The sequence below is a fragment of the Mycobacterium sp. DL99 genome (assembly GCF_004762045.1).
In the GTDB taxonomy this organism is placed as follows: domain Bacteria; phylum Actinomycetota; class Actinomycetes; order Mycobacteriales; family Mycobacteriaceae; genus Mycobacterium.
The window spans coordinates 2,190,750-2,210,340 of record NZ_SJOM01000007.1 but is presented as its reverse complement, the minus strand read 5'-3'; the positions used below and the strand labels follow the sequence as shown (position 1 = coordinate 2,210,340).

Sequence of the window (19,591 nt, the reverse complement as noted above, 5' to 3'; positions counted from 1 at the left end):
TCCCGGGGAGGAAGACCGCCGATGTCGACATATGGCCAGTTCTGTCCCGTGGCCAAGGCCATGGAGTTGCTCGACGAACGCTGGACCTTGTTGGTGGTCCGGGAACTACTGCGGGGCAGCGCCCACTTCAACGATCTGCGCCGCGGTGTGCCGAAGATGTCCCCGGCACTGTTGTCCAAGCGGCTGAAATCGCTGACCCGCGCCGGGGTGATCGAACGCTCCGAAATAGACGGGCGCACAAACTATTCCCTCACTCCATGTGGCCAGGAACTCGCCGGCGTGGTCGATGCACTCGGGTCGTGGGGCGTGCGGTGGATCGGTGAGCTCGGCGAGCAGGATCTCGATCCGCACCTGCTGATGTGGGACATGCGCCGCACCATCCCCATCGGGGACTGGCCGCGCTCGCGCACCACGATCGCGTTCGTCCTCGACGGTGTCGCGCCCAAGTCGTCGAGGTGGTGGCTGACGGTCAGCGACGGGCAGGCCGACGTCTGCGATTTCGATCCCGGCTACGAGGTGGCCGGCACCGTACAGACCCACCTGCGCACGCTGATCGAGATCTGGCGCGGTGACGCCGGGTGGGCGCGTGCCGTGCTCGATGGCAGTGTCGCCTTGTCAGGTTCCGCTGACGTCCGCCGGGCTATCCCGAAATGGCTGGGCCAGAGCACTGCGGCTGCGATTCCGCGGCCGGCCTGAGCGGTCAGTCCAGGATCCGGCGGGCGACGTTGGTGGTGACAAGGTCCAGGAGTTCGTCGGCACGCCCCGCGAGGATCGTGCGGATCGCGTAGAGCGAGAACCCCTTGGCCTGCTCGACCGTGATCGCCGGCGGTATCGACAGTTCCTGGCGGGCGGTGAGCACGTCGATGACGGCGGGGCCGTCGTGCGCGAAGGCATCGGCAATGGCGCGCTCGAGGTCTGCCGGTTCGGTGACCCGCCGGCCGAACACACCCATGGACTGAGCGACTGCGGCGAAGTCAGGATTGACCAGGTCGGTGCCGAACGTGACGATGCCCGCGGCCTTCATCTCGAGCTCGACGAAATTCAACGACGAGTTGTTGAAGACGATCAGCTTGACCGGCAACCGGTTCTGGATCAGCGTCACCAACTCACCGAAGAGCATCGTCAGACCGCCGTCACCGGCCAGTGCGACCACCTGCCGGCCCGGGAACGCCGTCTGCGCTCCGATCGCGTGCGGCAGCGCGTTGGCCATGCTGCCGTGGTTGAACGACCCGACCAGCCTGCGCCGACCGTTCATGGTCAGGTAGCGGGCCGCCCACACCACCGGGGACCCCACGTCGCAGGTGAACACCGCATCGTCGGAAGCGAGCCGGTTGGCAAGCGCAGCAACATATTCCGGCCGGATCGGGGTCTTGTCGCGATCGTTGACGGCGAGCGAATCGAGGGTGGAGCGCGTCTTGCGGTAGTGGCGTAACGACTGGTCGAGGTGCTCCCGGTTGGTCTTGGGCCGCAGCAGCGGCTGGAGTGCGGCCAGGGTGTCGGCGACGCTGCCGCGCAGGCCGAGGTCGATCGGGGTGCGGCGGCCCAGATTGCGGCCGCGGATGTCGACCTGGATGACGGTGGCGCCCTCGGGATAGAACTGCTGATACGGGAAGTCAGTGCCCAGCATCAGCAGGGTGTCGGCCTCCTTGATGGCCTTGTAGCCCGAGGCGAACCCGAGCAGTCCGGTCATGCCGACGTCGAAAGGGTTGTCGTACTCGATGAATTCCTTGCCGCGCAACGCATGAACGATCGGGGCCTGCAGGGCTGACGCCAGTTCGATCAGGGCGTCGTGCGCACCGGCCACGCCCGCGCCGCCCAGGATCGTGACGCGCTCGGCGCTGTTGAGGATGTCGGCGGCCCGGCGCACCGACTCGTCGTCCGGGCGCACGATCGATCGGGTGGGCCGCACCGAGCGTGCCGTCCAACCGGTCTCCCCCGCACGCTGCAGGAAGATCTCACCGGGGATGACGACGACGGCGACGCCGTTCTCCTCGACGGCCGCTCGCATCGCCATCTCCAGGATGCGCGGCGCCATCTCGGGAGTGCTGACGAGTTCGCAGTAGACGCTGCATTCGCGAAACAGGTCCTGGGGATGGGTTTCCTGGAAGTACTCCGACCCGATCTCGGTGCGCGGAATGTGGGCGGCGATCGCCAGCACCGGGACGCGGCTGCGCTGCGCGTCGAACAGTCCGTTGATCAAGTGCAGGTTGCCCGGCCCGCAACTACCCGCACACACGGCCAGTTGCCCGGTCAGTGCGGCGTCAGCGGCCGCGGCGAACGCGGCGGTCTCCTCGTGCCGGACGTGCTCCCAGGTGATCTCGCCGCTGCGCCGGATGGCGTCGGTGAAGCCGTTGAGGCTGTCGCCGGGAAGACCGTAGACCCGTCGTACCCCGCTCAACGTCAGGGTGGAGATGACCTGGTCTGCAATCGTCGCCATGACGCCTCCCCGGTATGCGATTCCGGCGTGATCGGTGACGCTGGGCGCCCTCGATCACGCCGGATTCACTCTACTTGGGGGCGAAGCGCTGGCCGGCGTCCAGACGCAGGCACTGGCCGTTGAGCATCGGGTTCTCGGCGATCGCGACCGCGAGCTTGGCGTACTCCTCGGGCTTGCCCAACCGCTTGGGGAACGCGGCGTCCTTGGTCAGCACCGCGGCGAACTCGTCGGGGATGCCTTCGGTCAGTCCGGTGGCGAACAGGCTCGGCGCGATGGCCAGCACCCGGATCCCCAGGCTGCCCAGGTCGCGCGCCATGGTCAGGCACATCCCGGCGATGGCCGCCTTGGACGCGGTGTAGGCAACCTGACCGATCTGACCCTCGAACGCCGCGATCGAGGCGGTGTTGATGATGACGCCGCGCTCCTCGGCCTCGGCATCGACCGGCTCGTTCTTGCTCATGTGCCAGGCCGCCAGCCGGCTGATGTTGAACGTGCCGATCAGGTTGAGGTCGATGGTGGAGCGGAACGAGTCCAGGCTGTGTGGACCGTCCTTCTTGATGGTGCGCTCACCGATGCCGCCACCTGCGGTGGTCACGATGATGTGCAGGCCACCTAGCGCCGCGACGGCTTCTTCCAGCACCTTTTCGGTGCCGTCGAAGTCGGTGACGTCGACGGGGAAGAACGAGCCGCCGATCGCGTCGGCCACTTCCTGTCCCTTGGACTGGGGCCGGTCCAGCACAGCCACGCTGGCGCCACGCTTGGCCAATGCCTCAGCGGTGGCCCGGCCGAAGCCCGACGCGCCGCCGACGACGATCGCCTTCTTGCCTTCGATCTCCATCTAGCTTCCTTTCCAAAAATGACCGAAATCGTAAAGCAACCTATCCCATCAACCCTTCCGGTAAGCCTTTCGGGTTCCCCCTTTTTTGTTCTTCCTCTTCCGGTTCCCCTGCACCGCGACCGTCCATGCCTGTTCCCTGACACGCCGCATGTCGCCGGCATTCCGCGCTCCCTCACCGTCGACGAGCGTGCGAAAAACCCTCGACGCCGCCCCACGACCCCGTTAAGTTCGCCTGCCATGACACCTGCCCAGCACTGGCGCGACCGACTCCGCGAATCCCTGCTGTCGGCGCGCAAGTCCCGCGACGCCACCAGCGTCACCGCGATCCGATCGGCGTTGAGCGCCATCGACAACGCGGAGACGCCGCACGCCGACCAGACCGATACCCGCATCGGCGGACCGATCGCGGGTGCGGTGTCCGGGGTGGGCTCGACCGAGGTCGCCCGCCGGGCGCTCAGTGACGCCGAGATTCGCGGCCTCATTCAGACAGAGGTCGATGAACGACTCACGGCGGCAGACCAATACATCGCGAACGGGCATCACGAGCGGGCGGCGGATCTGCAATCGGAGGCCACTGTTCTGGCGCAGATGCTCAGCCAAACCCCGGAGGTTGTCTGAGCCCCGTGGCACGCTGAGTGCGTGTTGCTCGCCGACGTCACCGCCGCATCCGCCGACATCGCGGGGACGTCGGCGCGGGTGGCCAAGATCGACCGCATCGCCGCCCTGCTGTCGGTGGTCGCCGCCGAGGGCGACGCCCGCACGGTGGCGGTCACAGTGTCCTGGCTGTCCGGAGAGCTCCCCCAACGCCAGATCGGCGTCGGGTGGGCGGCGTTGCGTTCACTGCCGGCACCGGCAGAGGACCCGGAGCTGACAGTGGACGGGGTCGACGAGCGGTTCACCCGGATCGGCGCGGTCTCCGGGAAGGGCTCGCAGGCCCTGCGCGCCGAATTGGTGCGGGACCTTTTCGCCACAGCCACGGACACCGAGCAGACCTTCCTGCGCCGCCTCCTCGGTGGCGAGCTGCGTCAGGGCGCCCTGGCCGGGGTGATGGCCGACGCCGTGGCCCGGGCCTCCGGCATACCGGCAGCCGAGGTCCGGCGCGCGTCGATGCTCGCCGGCGATCTGCCCGCCGTGGCCGCCGCAGCGCTGACCGGTGGCCGCGACGCGCTGGCCGGGTTTCAGTTACAGGTCGGGCGCCCGGTGGGGCCGATGCTCGCGCAGACCGCGACCGGTGTCACCGATGCGCTCGAACGCCTCGGCGGCACAGCGATTCTGGAGGCCAAGCTCGACGGCGCCCGGGTACAGATCCACCGCAGGGGATCACAGGTGTCGGTGTTCACGCGCAGCCTCGACGACGTCACCCACCGGCTGCCCGAGGTGGTCGAGGCGACGCTGGCATTGCCGGCCACCGATCTGATCGCCGATGCCGAGGCCATCGCACTGCGGCCAGACAATCGCCCGCACCCCTTTCAGGTCACCGCAGCCAGGTTCGGCCGCAAGACCCCGAACGACCTCGAACCGCTGTCGGTGTTCTTCTTCGACCTGCTGCACGTCGACGGCCGGGATCTGCTCGATCTGCCCACCGACCAGCGACTGGCCTCCCTCGACGCGCTGGTTCCGCAGGACCGCCGCGTCGATCGCGTGGCTACGTCGGACACCGCGGTCGCGCAGGAGTTCCTGCACCGCACCCTGGCCGCCGGCCATGAGGGCGTCATGGCGACGTCACCGACGGCACCGTATGAGGCCGGCCGCCGCGGCGCCGGCTGGCTCAAGGTCAAACCCGTGCACACCCTGGATCTGGTGGTGCTGGCCGTCGAGCAGGGGTCGGGGCGGCGCACCGGCAAGCTGTCCAACATCCACCTCGGCGCGCGCGATCCCGACACCGGCGGATTCTTGATGCTGGGCAAGACCTTCAAAGGCATGACCGACGCGATGCTGGCCTGGCAGACCGAGCGCTTCCGGGAACTGCAGGTCGATGACGACGGCTGGGTGGTCACCGTCCGGCCGGAGCAGGTCGTCGAGATCGCCTTCGACGGGGTCCAGCGGTCGAGCCGCTACCCCGGTGGCGTCGCGCTGCGCTTCGCCAGGGTGCTGCGTTACCGGGACGACAAAACCCCGGATCAGATCGACACGATCGACACGGTGCGGTCGTATCTCGCCAGCCCGTGACCACAATCGGTCTCCCATGCGAGGCAGCGTCGCCGAGAATGGCGACGTGGACAATCGGGAGCCCGAGAAGCAGATGGCAGGAGTACGTGCTCTGCTCATGGAGTGGGACGCCATCGGCGTTGCGGACGCCGTCGAATGCCAAGACGAGTACGACTGCATGATCGGTCCGCTTCTCGGCCACATTCGGAGCGGAGCCGACGCCGTGTTCCTGCACGGCTGGATCGCACGCGAACGGGTCGACCACTTCGGCCTGAACCCTGATTTCGGCGCAGATCGCAAACTGGCAGAGGCGCTCGTTTCCTGGCGCGACGGCGAGTAGTCCGATGGGCGAATTCACCGCCGAGGACTACGAGTCCATCGATCGGGCATCCCGCGAACTCCACGCTCGCGGATGGCGCAAGGCATTCACGGTGAATGAGATGTTCGCTGCATGGGCTTCACTCGTCGCAGAAGTCGAGCGGGGCTACGACCAGATGGCGTATGAGTACACCAACGACATGGCTTGCCGGGACTGGCTTGCCCTCGTGTGGCCGATGCTGACCGACCGCGTCCGCGGCGCACGCGTTGGGGAGCTGGAGGCGCTCGACGCCCGCTTCCGCGCCGCAACGGTGGACGACGGAGGCCTCGCAATTGGCAGGTTCTACCGCATCGAGAACAAGGACGGCTGGTGGTGGCATCGCCGGCCGATCAACGTCGCGGGCGAGTTTGCGGCTGACATCGCAGCCAACTGACTTCGCGGGGCTTGACCGCGTGATGCTGACGCGGCAGACCGAGCACGATCGACACCGTGCGCGCATTCCTCACCTGACCTGCCGACGATTTCCCGGTTACGGTTCGGAAACCGGGATTCGATGCCGCGCGGTTTGGCGCGATGAAAAGATCACAGACGACGCGTATGACACTGGGTGAGCGAGGAGAGACCGTGGCAACACCGGACGCCCCACCGGCGGACCGCATCGAGGAGCACGACGGCGACGTCACCTATATCCGCACCGACAAAGATCTTCCGCCGGTGGCGATCATCGACCGCTCTCCGATCACCGCCAAACACAAGGCGATCTTCGCGACAGTCGCGGTGCTGGGCGCAGTGGCCTGGGCGGTCATCGCCTTCTTCCGCGGTGAAACCGTCAATGCGGTCTGGTTCGTGATCGCCGCGATCTGCACCTACGTCATCGGCTTCCGGTTCTACGCCCGGTTGATCGAGATGAAGATCGTCCGGCCTCGCGACGACAATGCCACTCCGGCCGAACTTTTCGACAACGGCACGGACTACATGCCGACGGATCGGCGGGTGCTGTTCGGTCATCACTTCGCCGCGATCGCGGGTGCCGGCCCGCTGGTCGGCCCGGTGCTGGCCATGCAGATGGGCTATCTGCCCGGCACGATCTGGATCATCATCGGCGCCGTGGTGGCCGGCTGTGTCCAGGACTACCTGGTGCTGTCCATCTCGGTGCGCCGCCGCGGCCGGTCGCTGGGCCAGATGGCGCGCGACGAGCTCGGCCTGGTCGGCGGTGTCGCGGCGATCGTCGGCGTGCTGGTCATCATGGTGATCCTGCTTGCGGTGCTGGCGCTGGTGGTGGTCAACGCGCTGGCCGAAAGCCCCTGGGGTGTCTTCTCGATCGCGATGACGATCCCGATCGCCATCTTCATGGGCCTGTACCTGCGGTTCTTCCGCCCCGGCCGAGTGTCGGAGGTCTCCCTGATCGGTGTCGTACTGCTGCTGCTCGCGGTGATCGCCGGCGGTTGGGTGGCCGAAACATCCTGGGGCGCCGATTGGTTCACCCTCTCCAAGGTCACCCTGTCGTGGTGCATCATCATCTACGGCCTGGCCGCCTCGGTGCTGCCGGTGTGGTTCCTACTTGCCCCGCGTGACTATCTGTCGACATTCATGAAAGTCGGCACCATCGCACTGCTTGCCGTCGGCATCCTGATCGCCCGGCCGGTGATGCAGGCACCCGCGATCTCGCAGTTCGCCACCAGCGGCACCGGCCCGGTGTTCGCCGGCTCGTTGTTCCCGTTCCTGTTCATCACCATCGCCTGCGGTGCTCTATCGGGCTTTCACGCGCTGATCTCCTCGGGCACCACGCCCAAGCTGCTGGAGAAGGAAAGCCAGATGCGGCTGATCGGCTACGGCGGCATGCTCACCGAGTCCTTCGTCGCGATCATGGCGCTGATCACCGCGGCGATCCTCAACCAGCACCTCTACTTCGCGATCAACGCACCAACAGCCGCTACCGGTACGACGGCACAGACCGCGGCCGACTACGTCAACGGCCTTGGCCTGTCCGGTCAGCCGATCACTGCACAGGAGATCACCGCAGCCGCCGAGGGCGTGGGCGAGCACTCGATCGTGTCGCGGACGGGCGGTGCACCCACCCTGGCCTTCGGCATGTCCGAGGTGCTGCACCAGGTGTTCGGCGGCGAGAGCCTCAAAGCGTTCTGGTACCACTTCGCGATCATGTTCGAGGCGTTGTTCATCCTCACCACGGTCGACGCCGGCACCCGGGTCGCGCGATTCATGTTGTCGGACGGCCTCGGCAATCTCGGTGGGCCGCTGAAGAAGCTGCGCAATCCCAGCTGGCGGGCCGGCGCCTGGGCCTGCAGCGTCATCGTGGTCGCCGCGTGGGGTTCGATCCTGCTGATGGGCGTCACCGACCCGCTGGGCGGCATCAACACCTTGTTCCCGCTGTTCGGCATCGCCAATCAGCTGCTGGCCGCGATCGCATTGACGGTGGTCACGGTGGTGGTGATCAAGCGCGGGCTGGTGAAATGGGCCTGGATTCCGGGTATTCCGCTGCTGTGGGATCTGACGGTGACGATGACGGCATCGTGGCAGAAGATCTTCTCCGCCGACCCGAAAGTCGGTTACTGGAAGCAGCATTCGCAGTACGTCGCCGCCCAGGAGGCCGGCAAGTCGACATTCGGTGCGGCGAAGAACCCCGATCAGATCGACGCGGTCATCCGCAACACCTTCATCCAGGGCACCTTGTCGGTGGTCTTCGCGGTGCTGGTGCTGATCGTGTTCATCGCGGGCGTCGTGATGGCGCTGCAGGCGCTACGTGGAACCGGGCGACCGCTGGCCGTGGATGAGGAGGTGCCCTCGCGCATCTTCGCCCCATCAGGTCTGATCGCCACTTCGGTCGAGAAGGAGGTGCAGAAGCAGTGGGACGCCTTGCCCGGAGCACACGCCAGGCCGCACGCCACATCGGGTGGTACTGGTCAACATTGATGGGCGACAACCACTATCGGCGCTACCTCGCCCATCGGGAGCGCACCCATCCGGGTGACCCGGTGCTGTCCGAGCGGGATTATTGGAAAATGCGGCACCGCAACACGGAGGCCAATCCAGGGGCGCGCTGCTGCTGAACCGCGAATCTGCTGATGGCCTGGCCTGAAGCCGTCACGCCCGGCTAAACTGTCGTCCATACGGTAAGGCCGTCGTGAATGGAGCGCGTTCGTGAACAAAGACGACATGATCCTGATCAGCGTGGACGATCACATCGTCGAACCGCCTGACATGTTCAAGAACCACCTGCCGAAGAAATACGCCGATGAGGCGCCGCGTCTGGTGCACAATCCCGACGGCAGCGACACCTGGCAGTTCCGCGACATCGTCATCCCCAACGTCGCGTTGAATGCGGTCGCCGGCCGGCCCAAGGAGGAGTACGGCCTGGAGCCACAGGGCCTCGACGAGATCCGCAAGGGCTGCTACAACGTCGACGAGCGGGTCAAGGACATGAACGCCGGCGGCATCCTCGGCTCGATCTGCTTCCCGTCCTTCCCCGGTTTCGCCGGCCGCCTGTTCGCCACCGAGGATCCCGAGTTCTCCCTGGCCCTGGTCCAGGCCTACAACGACTGGCACATCGACGAATGGTGTGGCGCCTACCCGGCCCGGTTCATCCCGATGGCACTTCCGGTGATCTGGGACGCCGAGGCGTGCGCCGCCGAGGTCCGCCGGGTGTCGAAGAAGGGTGTGCACGCGCTGACGTTCACCGAAAACCCCGCCGCGATGGGTTACCCAAGTTTCCACGACGACTACTGGACCCCGCTGTGGAAGGCGTTGTGCGACACCGACACCGTGCTCAATGTGCACATCGGATCGTCGGGCAAGCTGGCCATCACCGCCCCGGACGCGCCGCTGGACGTGATGATCACCCTGCAGCCGATGAACATCGTGCAGGCCGCCGCGGATCTGTTGTGGTCCAAGCCCATCAAGGATTACCCGGATCTCAAGATCGGGCTGTCCGAGGGCGGGACGGGCTGGATTCCGTACTTCCTGGAGCGCGTCGACCGCACCTATGAGATGCACTCGACCTGGACGCACCAGAATTTCGGCGGCAAGCTGCCCAGCGAGGTGTTCCGTGAGCACTTCCTGACCTGCTTCATCTCCGATCCGGTCGGCGTCGCGTTGCGCGACAGGATCGGCGTCGACAACATCAGCTGGGAGGCCGACTACCCGCACAGCGACTCGATGTGGCCGGGCGCCCCCGAGGAGCTGTGGGACGTGTTGACCGAGAACAACGTGCCCGATGACGAGATCAACAAGATGACTCACGAGAACGCCATGCGCTGGTACTCGTTCGACCCGTTCACGCACATCTCGCGCGATCAGGCGACGGTTGGCGCGCTGCGCAAAGCCGCTGAGGGTCATGATGTTTCGATCCAGGCGCTGAGCCACCACGAGCAGGGCACCCGCGGTGACGCGCTGCACGCCGCGGCGCGGGGGAACTCGGGGTCGAGCTAGTCGACACCGGGTCCGACCCGCGAGGCGTACCTTTCCTACTGACCCGCCAAGTGGTTCCCACGAGGGTCAGGAGGGAAGGTGCATCGCATGCTCGATCCACCCCCGGGGTACCACACGGTCACGCCCCGCATGGTTGTCGGCGATGTCGCGGTAGCGGTGAATTTCCTGCGGACAGTCTTCGGTGCCACCGGCGACGTCCATCCTGATCGCCCTGCCGAGATGCGCATCGGCGATTCACTGGTCATGGTCACCTCGGTCGGCGAGCGCGGGCTGTTCCCCGCCTTCCTCTACATCTACGTCGACGACGCCGACCGCGCCTATCAGCGGGCCCTCACCGCCGGCGCGACGAGCATCGAAACGCCGCGCGACACCCCGTACGGCGACCGGCGTGCCATGGTGGCCGACCCACAGGGCAATCTCTTTCAGATCGCCCATCGCAGAGCCGAGTGATGCTCGGCGCCCTACCGCAGCGAGTAGCGCACGGGCAGGTGCTTGAGCCCGCCGACGAACGTAGTGGCCATGTGCTGCGGTGCGCCGGTGAGCTCTGCGGAGCGCAACCGCGGTAGCAGCTCGGAGAAGAAGCTGTTGATCTCCATCCGGGCCAGTGCGGCACCGAGGCAGAAATGCACACCGTAGCCGAACGAGATGTGTCTGTTGGGATCTCGACCGACGTCGAAGCGGAACGGATCGACGAAGACATCCTCGTCGCGGTTACCCGAGACATAGGACAGCAGCACCGACTCGCCCTTCGCAACGCGTACACCGCGAATCTCGTAGTCCTGTTGCGCGGTACGCATGAACTCCTTGACCGGTGTCGACCACCGGACCATCTCCTCGACCGCCAGCGGCATCAGACTCATGTCATTCTGCAGCCGGGCCAGTTGGTCGGGATTCTGCAGCAGCGCGTGCATGCCGCCAGAAATGCTGGCACTGCTGGTGTCATGGCCGGCCGCGGCGATGATCGCGTAATAGGAAACCGTGTCGATATCGGACAGCGGCTCCCCATCCAGGGTGGCGTTGGCGATCGTCGAAGCCAAGTCGTCGGTCGGATTCGCCCGACGCGAGGCAGTCAGTTCGGTGAAGTACTGAAACATCTCGAGCAGCGCCATGCCCTGCTCTTCCATGCTGGTGCCGCGCTTGAACTCGTCGTCGTCGCTGCCGAACAGCTCCTGGGTGAGCTTGAGCATGAACGCAAAGTCGGACTCGGGCACACCGAGCAGCGTCATGATCATGTACAGCGGATAGTTCACGGCGACCTGCTGCACGAAATCGCATTCCGGCCCCTCATCGACCATTCTGTCGACGAACTGCTTGGCCAGTTCATCGGCGCGATCCTTCAACGCGCGCATGGCCTTTGGCCGAAACCAGTTGGCACCGATGGCCCGCAGGTCGCGGTGCAGAGGGTCGTCCGTGTGGATCAGCGTCCGGATTCCGATGGCGGCCTGCTGCTCGTCACCCTCGCGGGTGACCAGTACCGGGCGGGGAGAGTTGGTGAAGATGTCGTTGGCACGCTCGATCTCCATGATGTCTGCGTGCTTGGTGATCGCCCAGAACGGGGCATACTCGGGCACCTCGACCCAGGAAACCGGGGCGTTGGCCCGCAGGTGGGCCAGGTCCGCATGGATTGTCGCCTCGTCGGTATAGGCCGACGGGTTGGCGAACATCTTGGCGACATCGTCGATCGTGCGGACGGTCATACGTTGCTCCTCACTGGCGGGCATTCGCGAAACTCCTGCAACACCGCGTTCACGGTTTCCGGGGATACAGCGGCGGGAAAGCCTGGAAGCACGCGGTCGATGACGCCGTCACAACGGCGCCGCAATGCCACGGCAAGCTCTGGGATCGGGGCGACCACGGCGAAGGTGCCGAGCACTTCGTCGTCGATGAGCTCGCCCATCGCGTCCCACTCCCCGGCGAGCGACAGCCGGTGCAGGTCGGTATGCAGATCGCCCCAGCCGTGCAGCTCCAGGACTTTGCGGTAGGCCGGTGTCGAGCCGTAGAACGCGAGCTGTTTGCGGGTTGCGACCGACGCCGCGGCCATCTCCTGTTCGTCGGCACCGGTGACCAGGAAGACCGGGCAGGACAATTCGAAGTCGTCACGGTCGCGCCCGCTGCGGTCCATGCCCCGCTGCAGCGCGACCGTGGTCACCTCGTCCAGATATCGCCGGGTGGTGAACGCATGGGCCAGCAGCCCGTCGGCCACCTCACCGCACACCTCGGTCATCAGTTCACCCACCGCGGCCAGGAACACCTTCGGAAACGGCAGCGTCGACGGCTCCGGGGTGAACATCGGAGTCATGATCTTGTGGGTGTAGAACTCCCCCTCGAACCGCAGCTTGGTGCCATCGCGCCAGCAGCCCCAAATCGCATGCAGCGCTTCGATGTACTCTCGCATGCGGCGGGCCGGATGACTCCACGGCATGCTGAACCGCCTCTCGATGTGCGGCTGGATCTGGGTGCCCAATCCGAGAATGAAACGTCCTCCCGAATAGGTCTGCAGATCCCAACCCAACTGGGCCATGCTCATCGGATTGCGCGCGAAGGCCACCGCGATGCTGGTGCCGATCTGGATCCGCTCGGTGTGTTCGGCCGCGATCGCCAAGGGCAGGAACGGGTCGTGGTTGATCTCGCCCGTCCAGCACCCGTCGTAACCGCTCGCCTCGAGCTCACGGGCGATGTCCGGGACATCGGCCAACCGGCTGGGGACGCCTCGGTCGACTTTGACAACGCGCGGAACGGGGTCACTCATCGGCGACGCATTCCTTTGCCAGCGTGTTTCACCATGTGCAAAGCGACCACCTGATCGACGCTACAGTAAGCAATTCAGTATGGTCAACGGCGGTAGGCTTGTGCACCCAAGCGCGAACGCTCGACAAAAGGACGGCGGCATGACGAACGACCCGGAGTGGAAGGAAACTCTCGAGGACCTTGCTCGTCGGCGTGAACACACCCATGGCATGGGCGGTCCCGATCGGTTGACCAAGCACCACGCCAAGGGCAAGCTCGACGCCCGTGCGCGGATCGCGCGCCTGCTGGATCCCGGCACCTTTCAGGAGTTCGGGACGCTGGTCGGCGGCGACATCGCCGCCGATGGCCTCGTCGCGGGGGCGGGCCGTATCGACGGCACACCGGTGATGGTGGGCGCCGAGGATTTCACCACCCTGGCCGGCAGTATCGGCCCGGGCGGCAACGCCAAGCGGTACCGGCTCGCCGAGTTGGCGCTTCGCAACAAGATTCCGCTCGTGATGCTGTTGGAGGGCGCAGGTTTTCGCCCCAGCGGTGAGCACTACGGGCGCACGCCGACCGATCTGATCGCCCAGGCGAGATGTTCGGGAAAGGTGCCCACGGTATCGGCGATCCTCGGCCCGTCTGCCGGCCACGGTGCCCTGGTGGCCCCGGTGTGCGACTTCAGCATCATGAGCCGTCAGGGAGCGATCTTCACTGCCGGCCCGCCGGTGGTGAAAGAGTCGACCGGAGAGGATATTTCGAAGGAGGATCTGGGCGGCCCGAACGTGGCATTGGCCAGCGGCGTCATTCACAACTACGCCGAGGACGACGAGACGGTCATCGACGACATCCGGCGCTACCTCTCCTACTTCCCGTCCAGCGCATGGTCGTATCCGCCGACCCGGCTTGCCGACGACACCGCAGACCCGAGACTCACCCCGGAAATTCTCGACATCGTGTCCCGCGACAACCGCCAGATCTACGACATCCGCGCGGTGATCGACGAGATCTTCGACCGGCCCGACTGGTTCGAGGTGCAACCCAAGTTCGGTCGCGCGATCATCTGTGCGCTAGCTCATCTGGGCGGCTATCCGGTCGCGGTGGTGGCCAACCAGCCACAGGTGATGGCCGGTTCGATCGATGCCGACGCCGCCGACAAGGCAGCGCATTTCATCACCGTGGCCGACTCGTTCCATCTGCCGATAGTTTTCCTTGCCGACAATCCCGGAATGCTGCCGGGCAGCCAATCCGAACGCAGCGGCGTGCTGCGCAGTGGGGCACGCATGTTCGCCGCCCAGACCGCCGCCACCACTCTCAAATTGCACGTGACGTTGCGCAAGGCCTTCGGGTTCGGGTCAATGGTGATGTCGCTACTGGGGTTTGACGATCAGGTGGCGACATTCGCCTATCCCGGAGCCACGATGGGCGCGATGGGCGCGGCCGCACTCAGCGCCGCCACCCACGCCGGCGAGGACTACACCGAGGTGCTCAAGCGGATGGAGCTGGAGGCGTCCTTCCGGTCGGCGGGTCACCTCGGTTTCGACGAGCTGATCTCCCCCGAAGAAACCCGCAACGCCCTGCTGACGACGCTGCAGCACGGCATCTTCAGCCGCCAGGCGGTCGCCGAACCAGTGTCGCGCACCGTGATCACGCCCTAGCCCTCCACCGCGCCGCGGCGTCTCAGGACGCCAGCACCTGATCGTCGAGTGATTCCAGCTCCTGCTGGGCGCGGTCGATGTCAGGTGAGCGGTACTGAACCTCGGGGATGGCGGCGAGTCGCGATGCGGCGATTGAGGTGGGCTGCTGGGTGTCGCACCCAGCAGCCCACCTCGCTCGAACGCCTGACCAGATTGCTTGTGGCCGTGATCCGTTGAGCATTCGGGTATCAGGCGTCGGATACGACCGCCTCGCTAGGCCTGCGGGATCAGACCCAGCTGTTTGAGGGCGGTCACACCGTCATCAAGACCGATCTCTTCGACAATCAGGCCGTCGACGACCTTCAGAACACTGGTCCCGGAAAACCGCATCGCCTTGCCGGTTCCCGCCGGCAAGGACCCCACCGGGATGTCATCGAACGCGTCACCAGTTTGGGCGCCGCCGCCGATCCACTGTCCCACCACATAGTCGCCTTCGGCGATCAGATCAGCGGTACCGCCGAACGCCAAATCAGGGAAGGCGGCGCGGAACTTGGTCGCAAATGCGCGGACCTCATCGCGCCCGCGGCACGGTGCATGCATCGAGTACTCGAATCGGATGTCCGGCGCAGCGAGTTCGTCGATGACCTCCGGGTTGAAGTCCCGACCCCAGAACTCAGTGAACCAACGACCGACGACCGCTTTATTCTCCTCAATCGACATTGCTCATCCGTCCTTCCATCAGATTCCGAGAGGTCCCCGAATCAGGTACCTGCCCACGTAGACGGACGGGAACGACGAAACGTGAGATCGCCGCGCAGAATTTTTCAAAAGCCGGACGCTGCCGCGGGAGCAGTAGCGTTATGACACCTTGGTCGCCCGGTACTCGGCGACGATCGGCTCGAGCTCGTCGGGGGTGGCACCGTGCATGATCACCGCGTCGGCGCCGTAGTCGAACTCCTTGCGGATGCGGTCCACACATTGGCGTGCCGATCCGGTGGCCGACGGTTCCAGCCACTCGTCGGGGATCAGGGTCGCGATGTGTTCGATCTGCTCGGCACTCGCCTTGTGGTCGATACCGCCCGGAATCGACGTGACGACAGCGTCTTCCCGGAAGCGTTGCAGCACAGCCGGATCCCAGTTGTTCGTGCCCACCAGCAGGTCGCCATAGCCCTGCAGGTAGGTGGCGAGCCGAGCCACGGTCTTCTTGAGCCGCAGTTCCTCGGGCAGGTGGTCGCCCACGGTGGCAAAGCACGACCAGACCCGCACGCTGGCGGGGTCGCGGCCGGCCTGCTCGGCGGCTTCCTTGACCGTCTTCACCGCGCGTTGCAGCGTCTCGGGGGTGAAGTAGGTGTGCAGGATGACGTCATCGAACTCCCGCCCGCCCAACGCCAGCGTCTTCGGTCCGAAGGCCACGATCGCCAGGCGGATGTCCTCGTTGAAGTCCGGGTCGAGAAACAGCACCTGGTACTTGCCGATCGGGCCGTCGTGGTTGAAGACCACCTCGCCGTGCCACAGTCTGCGCATGACCTGCGCGAAGTCCTCCATCTGCGCGGTGGTCACCGCGGGTACCCCGAATGCGTTGTACATGGCCGCAACGCCGCGACCGATGCCCAAGGTAAATCGGCCGCGTGACAGCCGGTGCATCGTGGTGGCCCATGACCCGGTGATCAGCGGGTGGCGGGTGTTGTGATTGGTTGCCGCCGTCGCGATCTGCATGCGTTCGGTCACCGCGCAGGCGGCGCCGACGAGCGAGGATGCTTCCTTGACGTTCCACCGCTCTGAGATGAACGCGGTACCGAAGCCGAGTTCCTCGCCGCGGCGCGCCTCGTCCATCAGCGTGGCCGGGCCTTCACCGCCGGCGCCGGCCAACAGGTAGTAGCCAAGTTCGTCGAGAACCACTTCGCTCATGCCCAAACTCCTTGTTTGTAACCACAGTTCCACACCTCGGTGATGCGACCGTCGACCACGCGGAAGATCTCCATGCTGCTGACGGTCATGGCGTTGCCGTCCGGGAACGTCATCGGGGATTCGTACACGATCGCGACGTGCTCAGCGTCGTCACCGGCGACGATCAGGTTCAGGTCGAACCGGATCGTCTCGAACATCGCCCAGTGGTCGATCACCCGGTTCACCGCCTCTTCATGGGTGAGCACGTTGACCTCGCCCACATCGTGACGGGTGACTGTGTCCCCCAACAGTTCATCGGCGAGGGCGAAGTCCTTCTCGTTCCAGACCACCCAGTTGTACTGCTCCACGACTTCACGCGCCGTCCTCATGAAAACTCCTCCAAGGCGTCGATGTCCTCGATGGCCGCGACGGCGCGGTCGATGAGCGTCAGACACAGCTGCCGGGACCGCTCCGGTGCGACGTCCCAGGTGAGCAGCGCCACCACCGGCATGTACATCAGCAGGGCGGTCGCAAAGCGATAGTGCCGCCAGGCCTCATCGAACGAATACCCCTCGACCTGGCTGACATACTCGCGCAGCAACTCCGCGTCGTGGCCGCGGCGGACCTCGGTGGGCAGGCCCTGGCTGATGAGATACGCGATATCGGCCGCACCCGCACCGCGGACCGTCAGCTGGAAGTCGACCACCTTCAGCGCATCGTCGCGAAAGAACATGTTGTCAGCTCGAATATCTCCGTGCAGCAACATGTTCCGGTCCGAGAGCGCAGACAGCGCGGCGGGTGCGAGATCGGCGAACCGCTCAGCGAAATGCGCCACCGCCGGCGAAACCGTCCGGTCGGTGCGGTCTCGGTAGAGCTGCCACCCGGCCGCAAATGCCGGCAGGAACAGGTCGCGCGTCAACGAGCTGTCGATGCTCGGGAATTCCTGCAGTACAGCATCATCGATACCTGTCGACCATGTGTGCAGCCCGGCCAACTGTTCGATACCGAGCCGGGCGCGCGGGAGCGACAGCCCGGCCAGGTGGTCGGCGTTCTCCCAGTCCCGCAGATCTTCGAGGACGAGCACGAAGTCGGGACCGGACATCCGGGCGACATGGCAGCGCGGCGTGGCAATAGGAGATTCCGACGCGACATGCCGGTAGAAGTACAGCTCGCGCTGGTAGCCGCCGAGCATCTCCATCCCGCCACGCGCCAGTGAGTCCGCGGGCAGTTTGACGATCAAAGTCTCTGGCACATCATCGGATCCGCTCAGATGGATCCGGTACAGCGCTGCGGAGAAACCGGTGTCCAAAGCGATCCGCTCCGCTCGAACCGCCGTCACCTGTGCGCCCAGCGCCTCGGTCAACCAGGGCGCGGTGACCTCATCGATGCCGGTGGGTACCGGCCCAGAGAAAGGCACTGCGACTGATGTCATCGTTGACCTCCGCACAGAAATTTGACGCTAAACAACTAAGTTAGTTGTCGACCGTCTAATATGCAAGGGTGCCTTCCCCAGCTCAGGGCCTCACCCAACCGCAGCGCGTCGAGCAGTCCTCGCGCCGGCTGCTGCAGGCTGCCGCTGAGTTGATCGTCGAAAAGGGCTGGGAAGCAACGACTGCCGCCGAGATCGGCCGACGGGCCGGGTACAGCCGGGCCATGGTGCACGCCCGCTACGGCAACAAGGACGCCATCCTCGATGCCTTCCAGGATGTGTACGTGGCGCGTCTGAACCCCGACCCTGAACCGGGCGCCACCGGACTGCAGCAGGTACTGGCACATTTCGACCGCGTGCAGGAGATTCACGCCGAGGATGCCGCGGTGACCAGGGCCATGTTCGTATCGGCATTCGAGGCCGTGAAGACCACCTCGCCACTGCGCGACGGCGTGCGCACCCAGTTGGCCGGGGCAGCCGTCAAGATCGAGGCGGGCCTGCGCACCGGTATCGCCGACGGTTCTCTGCGGGCCGACATCGATGTCGATGTGGCGCTGCGGGACATCACCGGGTCCATCTTCGGGATCGCTTTCCAGTGGGTGGTCCTGCCCGAGGACCACGATCTCGACCACGAGATCAACTGTGTGCGGGCCCGGATCACCTCAAGCTACGGTCGTTAAGAACCGCTCGGTCTCATCCTGTACCGCACCGGAAAACAGGTGTCCGACATGGCTGCCGTCGTGCCAGTAGAGCTCGCCGCCCCACTGCTCATGCATGGCCAGCGCCGAACTGCGCAGCGCCATCCGGTCATGCCAGGCACCGACGATGAGGCGACGCTCGGCACGCGGCCGGGTGCGCAGCGGGTCGATCACCGAGGTCATCGCCGCCACTGTGGCCGACTGCAACTCTCGCGCCGACTGCTGTCCCGCTGCTCCCCAGCGTCCCAGGTGCATTCCGATCATTGCGTTGAGCCCGAGAATGGGGGTGTAGACCGCCACCGCCCCGACCCTTTCGTCCAGATGTGACACCAGCGCCGCCACCGCACTGCCCAGTGACAGACCGGCTACCGCGATCGACGACGCCTGTGATTCCAGCCAGCCGATCAACGCCCGCACCTCTGACACCGCCCGCATCATGCCGGCGACATTGGCCAGCGGATCGCGGGCGGGATATTCGGGCCGGCAACCGCGCCGAGCACCGTGCCCCGGCTGCACCGGCAACGCCACGTTGAATCCGAGTTCGCGCAGGCGTCGGACCCGCGCGACCAGCAGATCCATCGGATCGCCCTGACCGGCCCCATGCACCCAGATCAGCCAGGGCCGGGTGTCGTCGCCGCACCGATACAACCGCACCCTGGCCGTGGCAACCCCGCCGTGACCGTCGGCCAGCACTGAGGCCGGCAGCGCGGGTTCGTGTTCGAAGACCAACTCATCGAACGTCAGCGCGCCGAACCGGCGTGGCCGGATGTGTTTGACCTGCAGAGCATCCGGGCGCGAATGTGCCGCGTCGATACCGAGCGCGCCAAGTTCGTCGGACGCCCGCTGATACTCGCCCAGTGGTCGCGGGAGTTGGGGCGGTGGGCCGGTCAGCGTCATACCGGTGACCACGAGCTCGTCGAGGGCGACCTCGCCGAGCTGACGTAGACCGGTGATGGAAAGCGGATTCCAATCCCCCGCGCCTGCCATAGCGCCCACCGAGCGCGGCACCACGCCGCCGAGCTCCC

Annotated in this window: 20 protein-coding genes; 11 read left to right on the top strand and 9 right to left on the bottom strand. The window is 65.7% G+C overall.

Features of this window, described 5'->3' with window-relative positions; translation table 11 throughout:
* The first annotated feature begins 21 nt into the window (after positions 1-21).
* The gene (locus tag EYZ64_RS11090) at positions 22-696 is read left to right on the top strand and encodes a winged helix-turn-helix transcriptional regulator (protein ID WP_135453482.1); all 675 of its coding nucleotides are present in this window, start codon (positions 22-24) and stop codon (positions 694-696) included.
* A 4-nt stretch (positions 697-700) separates the two neighbouring features.
* On the opposite strand, the gene poxB is transcribed toward EYZ64_RS11090, so the two are convergent.
* Both poxB and EYZ64_RS11080 read right to left on the bottom strand, forming a co-directional pair.
* On the bottom strand, positions 701-2,437 hold the full coding sequence (poxB, locus tag EYZ64_RS11085; RefSeq protein WP_135453481.1) for a ubiquinone-dependent pyruvate dehydrogenase: 1,737 nt from the start codon (positions 2,435-2,437) through the stop codon (positions 701-703).
* A 70-nt stretch (positions 2,438-2,507) separates the two neighbouring features.
* Positions 2,508-3,275 carry an SDR family NAD(P)-dependent oxidoreductase gene (locus EYZ64_RS11080; RefSeq protein WP_090424937.1) on the bottom strand — a complete coding sequence of 256 codons (768 nt, stop codon included), beginning with the start codon at positions 3,273-3,275 and terminating at the stop codon, positions 2,508-2,510.
* Positions 3,276-3,512: 237 nt separating this feature from the next.
* On the opposite strand from EYZ64_RS11080, the gene EYZ64_RS11075 reads away from it, so the two are divergent.
* From EYZ64_RS11075 to EYZ64_RS11040, 8 genes are all read left to right on the top strand, one after another.
* Positions 3,513-3,893 carry a GatB/YqeY domain-containing protein gene (locus tag EYZ64_RS11075; protein ID WP_135453480.1) on the top strand — a complete coding sequence of 127 codons (381 nt, stop codon included), beginning with the start codon at positions 3,513-3,515 and terminating at the stop codon, positions 3,891-3,893.
* A gap of 21 nt (positions 3,894-3,914) precedes the next feature.
* On the top strand, positions 3,915-5,444 hold the full coding sequence (locus tag EYZ64_RS11070) for an ATP-dependent DNA ligase (RefSeq protein WP_167857782.1): 1,530 nt from the start codon (positions 3,915-3,917) through the stop codon (positions 5,442-5,444).
* A gap of 16 nt (positions 5,445-5,460) precedes the next feature.
* On the top strand, positions 5,461-5,763 hold the full coding sequence (locus EYZ64_RS11065) for a hypothetical protein (RefSeq protein WP_210115496.1): 303 nt from the start codon (positions 5,461-5,463) through the stop codon (positions 5,761-5,763).
* 4 nt (positions 5,764-5,767) lie between these two features.
* Positions 5,768-6,175 (top strand): hypothetical protein, encoded by a 408-nt coding sequence (locus tag EYZ64_RS11060; RefSeq protein WP_135453479.1) that lies wholly within the window; start codon positions 5,768-5,770, stop codon positions 6,173-6,175.
* Between the two features lie 191 nt (positions 6,176-6,366).
* Positions 6,367-8,673 carry a carbon starvation CstA family protein gene (locus EYZ64_RS11055; RefSeq protein ID WP_135453478.1) on the top strand — a complete coding sequence of 769 codons (2,307 nt, stop codon included), beginning with the start codon at positions 6,367-6,369 and terminating at the stop codon, positions 8,671-8,673.
* Complete coding sequence (locus EYZ64_RS11050) at positions 8,673-8,810, top strand: YbdD/YjiX family protein (protein WP_502702952.1); 138 nt, start codon at positions 8,673-8,675, stop codon at positions 8,808-8,810. The genes EYZ64_RS11055 and EYZ64_RS11050 overlap by 1 nt, the downstream gene beginning before the upstream one ends.
* A 91-nt stretch (positions 8,811-8,901) precedes the next feature.
* Positions 8,902-10,188 (top strand): amidohydrolase family protein, encoded by a 1,287-nt coding sequence (locus EYZ64_RS11045; protein WP_135453476.1) that lies wholly within the window; start codon positions 8,902-8,904, stop codon positions 10,186-10,188.
* Between the two features lie 87 nt (positions 10,189-10,275).
* Complete coding sequence (locus EYZ64_RS11040; protein ID WP_286174766.1) at positions 10,276-10,638, top strand: VOC family protein; 363 nt, start codon at positions 10,276-10,278, stop codon at positions 10,636-10,638.
* Between the two features lie 11 nt (positions 10,639-10,649).
* Here the strand turns inward: EYZ64_RS11040 and EYZ64_RS11035 are convergent, their stop codons facing one another.
* Positions 10,650-11,885, bottom strand: coding sequence for a cytochrome P450 (locus EYZ64_RS11035; RefSeq protein ID WP_135453475.1), 1,236 nt, complete (start codon positions 11,883-11,885; stop codon positions 10,650-10,652).
* Positions 11,882-12,937 (bottom strand): LLM class F420-dependent oxidoreductase, encoded by a 1,056-nt coding sequence (locus tag EYZ64_RS11030; protein ID WP_135453474.1) that lies wholly within the window; start codon positions 12,935-12,937, stop codon positions 11,882-11,884. The genes EYZ64_RS11035 and EYZ64_RS11030 overlap by 4 nt, the downstream gene beginning before the upstream one ends.
* 139 nt (positions 12,938-13,076) lie before the next feature.
* On the opposite strand from EYZ64_RS11030, the gene EYZ64_RS11025 reads away from it, so the two are divergent.
* Entirely contained in the window at positions 13,077-14,573 is a 1,497-nt protein-coding gene (locus tag EYZ64_RS11025; RefSeq protein WP_135453473.1) for an acyl-CoA carboxylase subunit beta, read from the top strand.
* Between the two features lie 252 nt (positions 14,574-14,825).
* On the opposite strand, the gene EYZ64_RS11020 is transcribed toward EYZ64_RS11025, so the two are convergent.
* The 4 genes from EYZ64_RS11020 to EYZ64_RS11005 all read right to left on the bottom strand — a co-directional run bounded on the left by EYZ64_RS11020 (position 14,826) and on the right by EYZ64_RS11005 (position 17,871).
* Positions 14,826-15,272 (bottom strand): ester cyclase, encoded by a 447-nt coding sequence (locus EYZ64_RS11020; protein WP_135453472.1) that lies wholly within the window; start codon positions 15,270-15,272, stop codon positions 14,826-14,828.
* A gap of 138 nt (positions 15,273-15,410) precedes the next feature.
* Complete coding sequence (locus EYZ64_RS11015) at positions 15,411-16,460, bottom strand: TIGR03857 family LLM class F420-dependent oxidoreductase (protein ID WP_135453471.1); 1,050 nt, start codon at positions 16,458-16,460, stop codon at positions 15,411-15,413.
* On the bottom strand, positions 16,457-16,828 hold the full coding sequence (locus EYZ64_RS11010; protein ID WP_135453470.1) for a nuclear transport factor 2 family protein: 372 nt from the start codon (positions 16,826-16,828) through the stop codon (positions 16,457-16,459). The genes EYZ64_RS11015 and EYZ64_RS11010 overlap by 4 nt, the downstream gene beginning before the upstream one ends.
* Positions 16,825-17,871 (bottom strand): phosphotransferase, encoded by a 1,047-nt coding sequence (locus EYZ64_RS11005; RefSeq protein ID WP_135453469.1) that lies wholly within the window; start codon positions 17,869-17,871, stop codon positions 16,825-16,827. Before EYZ64_RS11005 ends, EYZ64_RS11010 begins: the two co-directional genes overlap by 4 nt.
* Before the next feature lie 68 nt (positions 17,872-17,939).
* Here EYZ64_RS11005 and EYZ64_RS11000 point away from each other — a divergent pair, with 68 nt between their 5' ends.
* On the top strand, positions 17,940-18,548 hold the full coding sequence (locus EYZ64_RS11000; protein WP_135453468.1) for a TetR/AcrR family transcriptional regulator: 609 nt from the start codon (positions 17,940-17,942) through the stop codon (positions 18,546-18,548).
* On the opposite strand, the gene EYZ64_RS10995 is transcribed toward EYZ64_RS11000, so the two are convergent.
* Positions 18,531-19,553, bottom strand: a complete 1,023-nt coding sequence (locus EYZ64_RS10995; RefSeq protein ID WP_286174762.1) for an alpha/beta fold hydrolase — start codon at positions 19,551-19,553, stop codon at positions 18,531-18,533. The two genes, EYZ64_RS11000 and EYZ64_RS10995, sit on opposite strands and share 18 nt — an antisense overlap.
* Between the last annotated feature and the right edge of the window lie 38 nt (positions 19,554-19,591).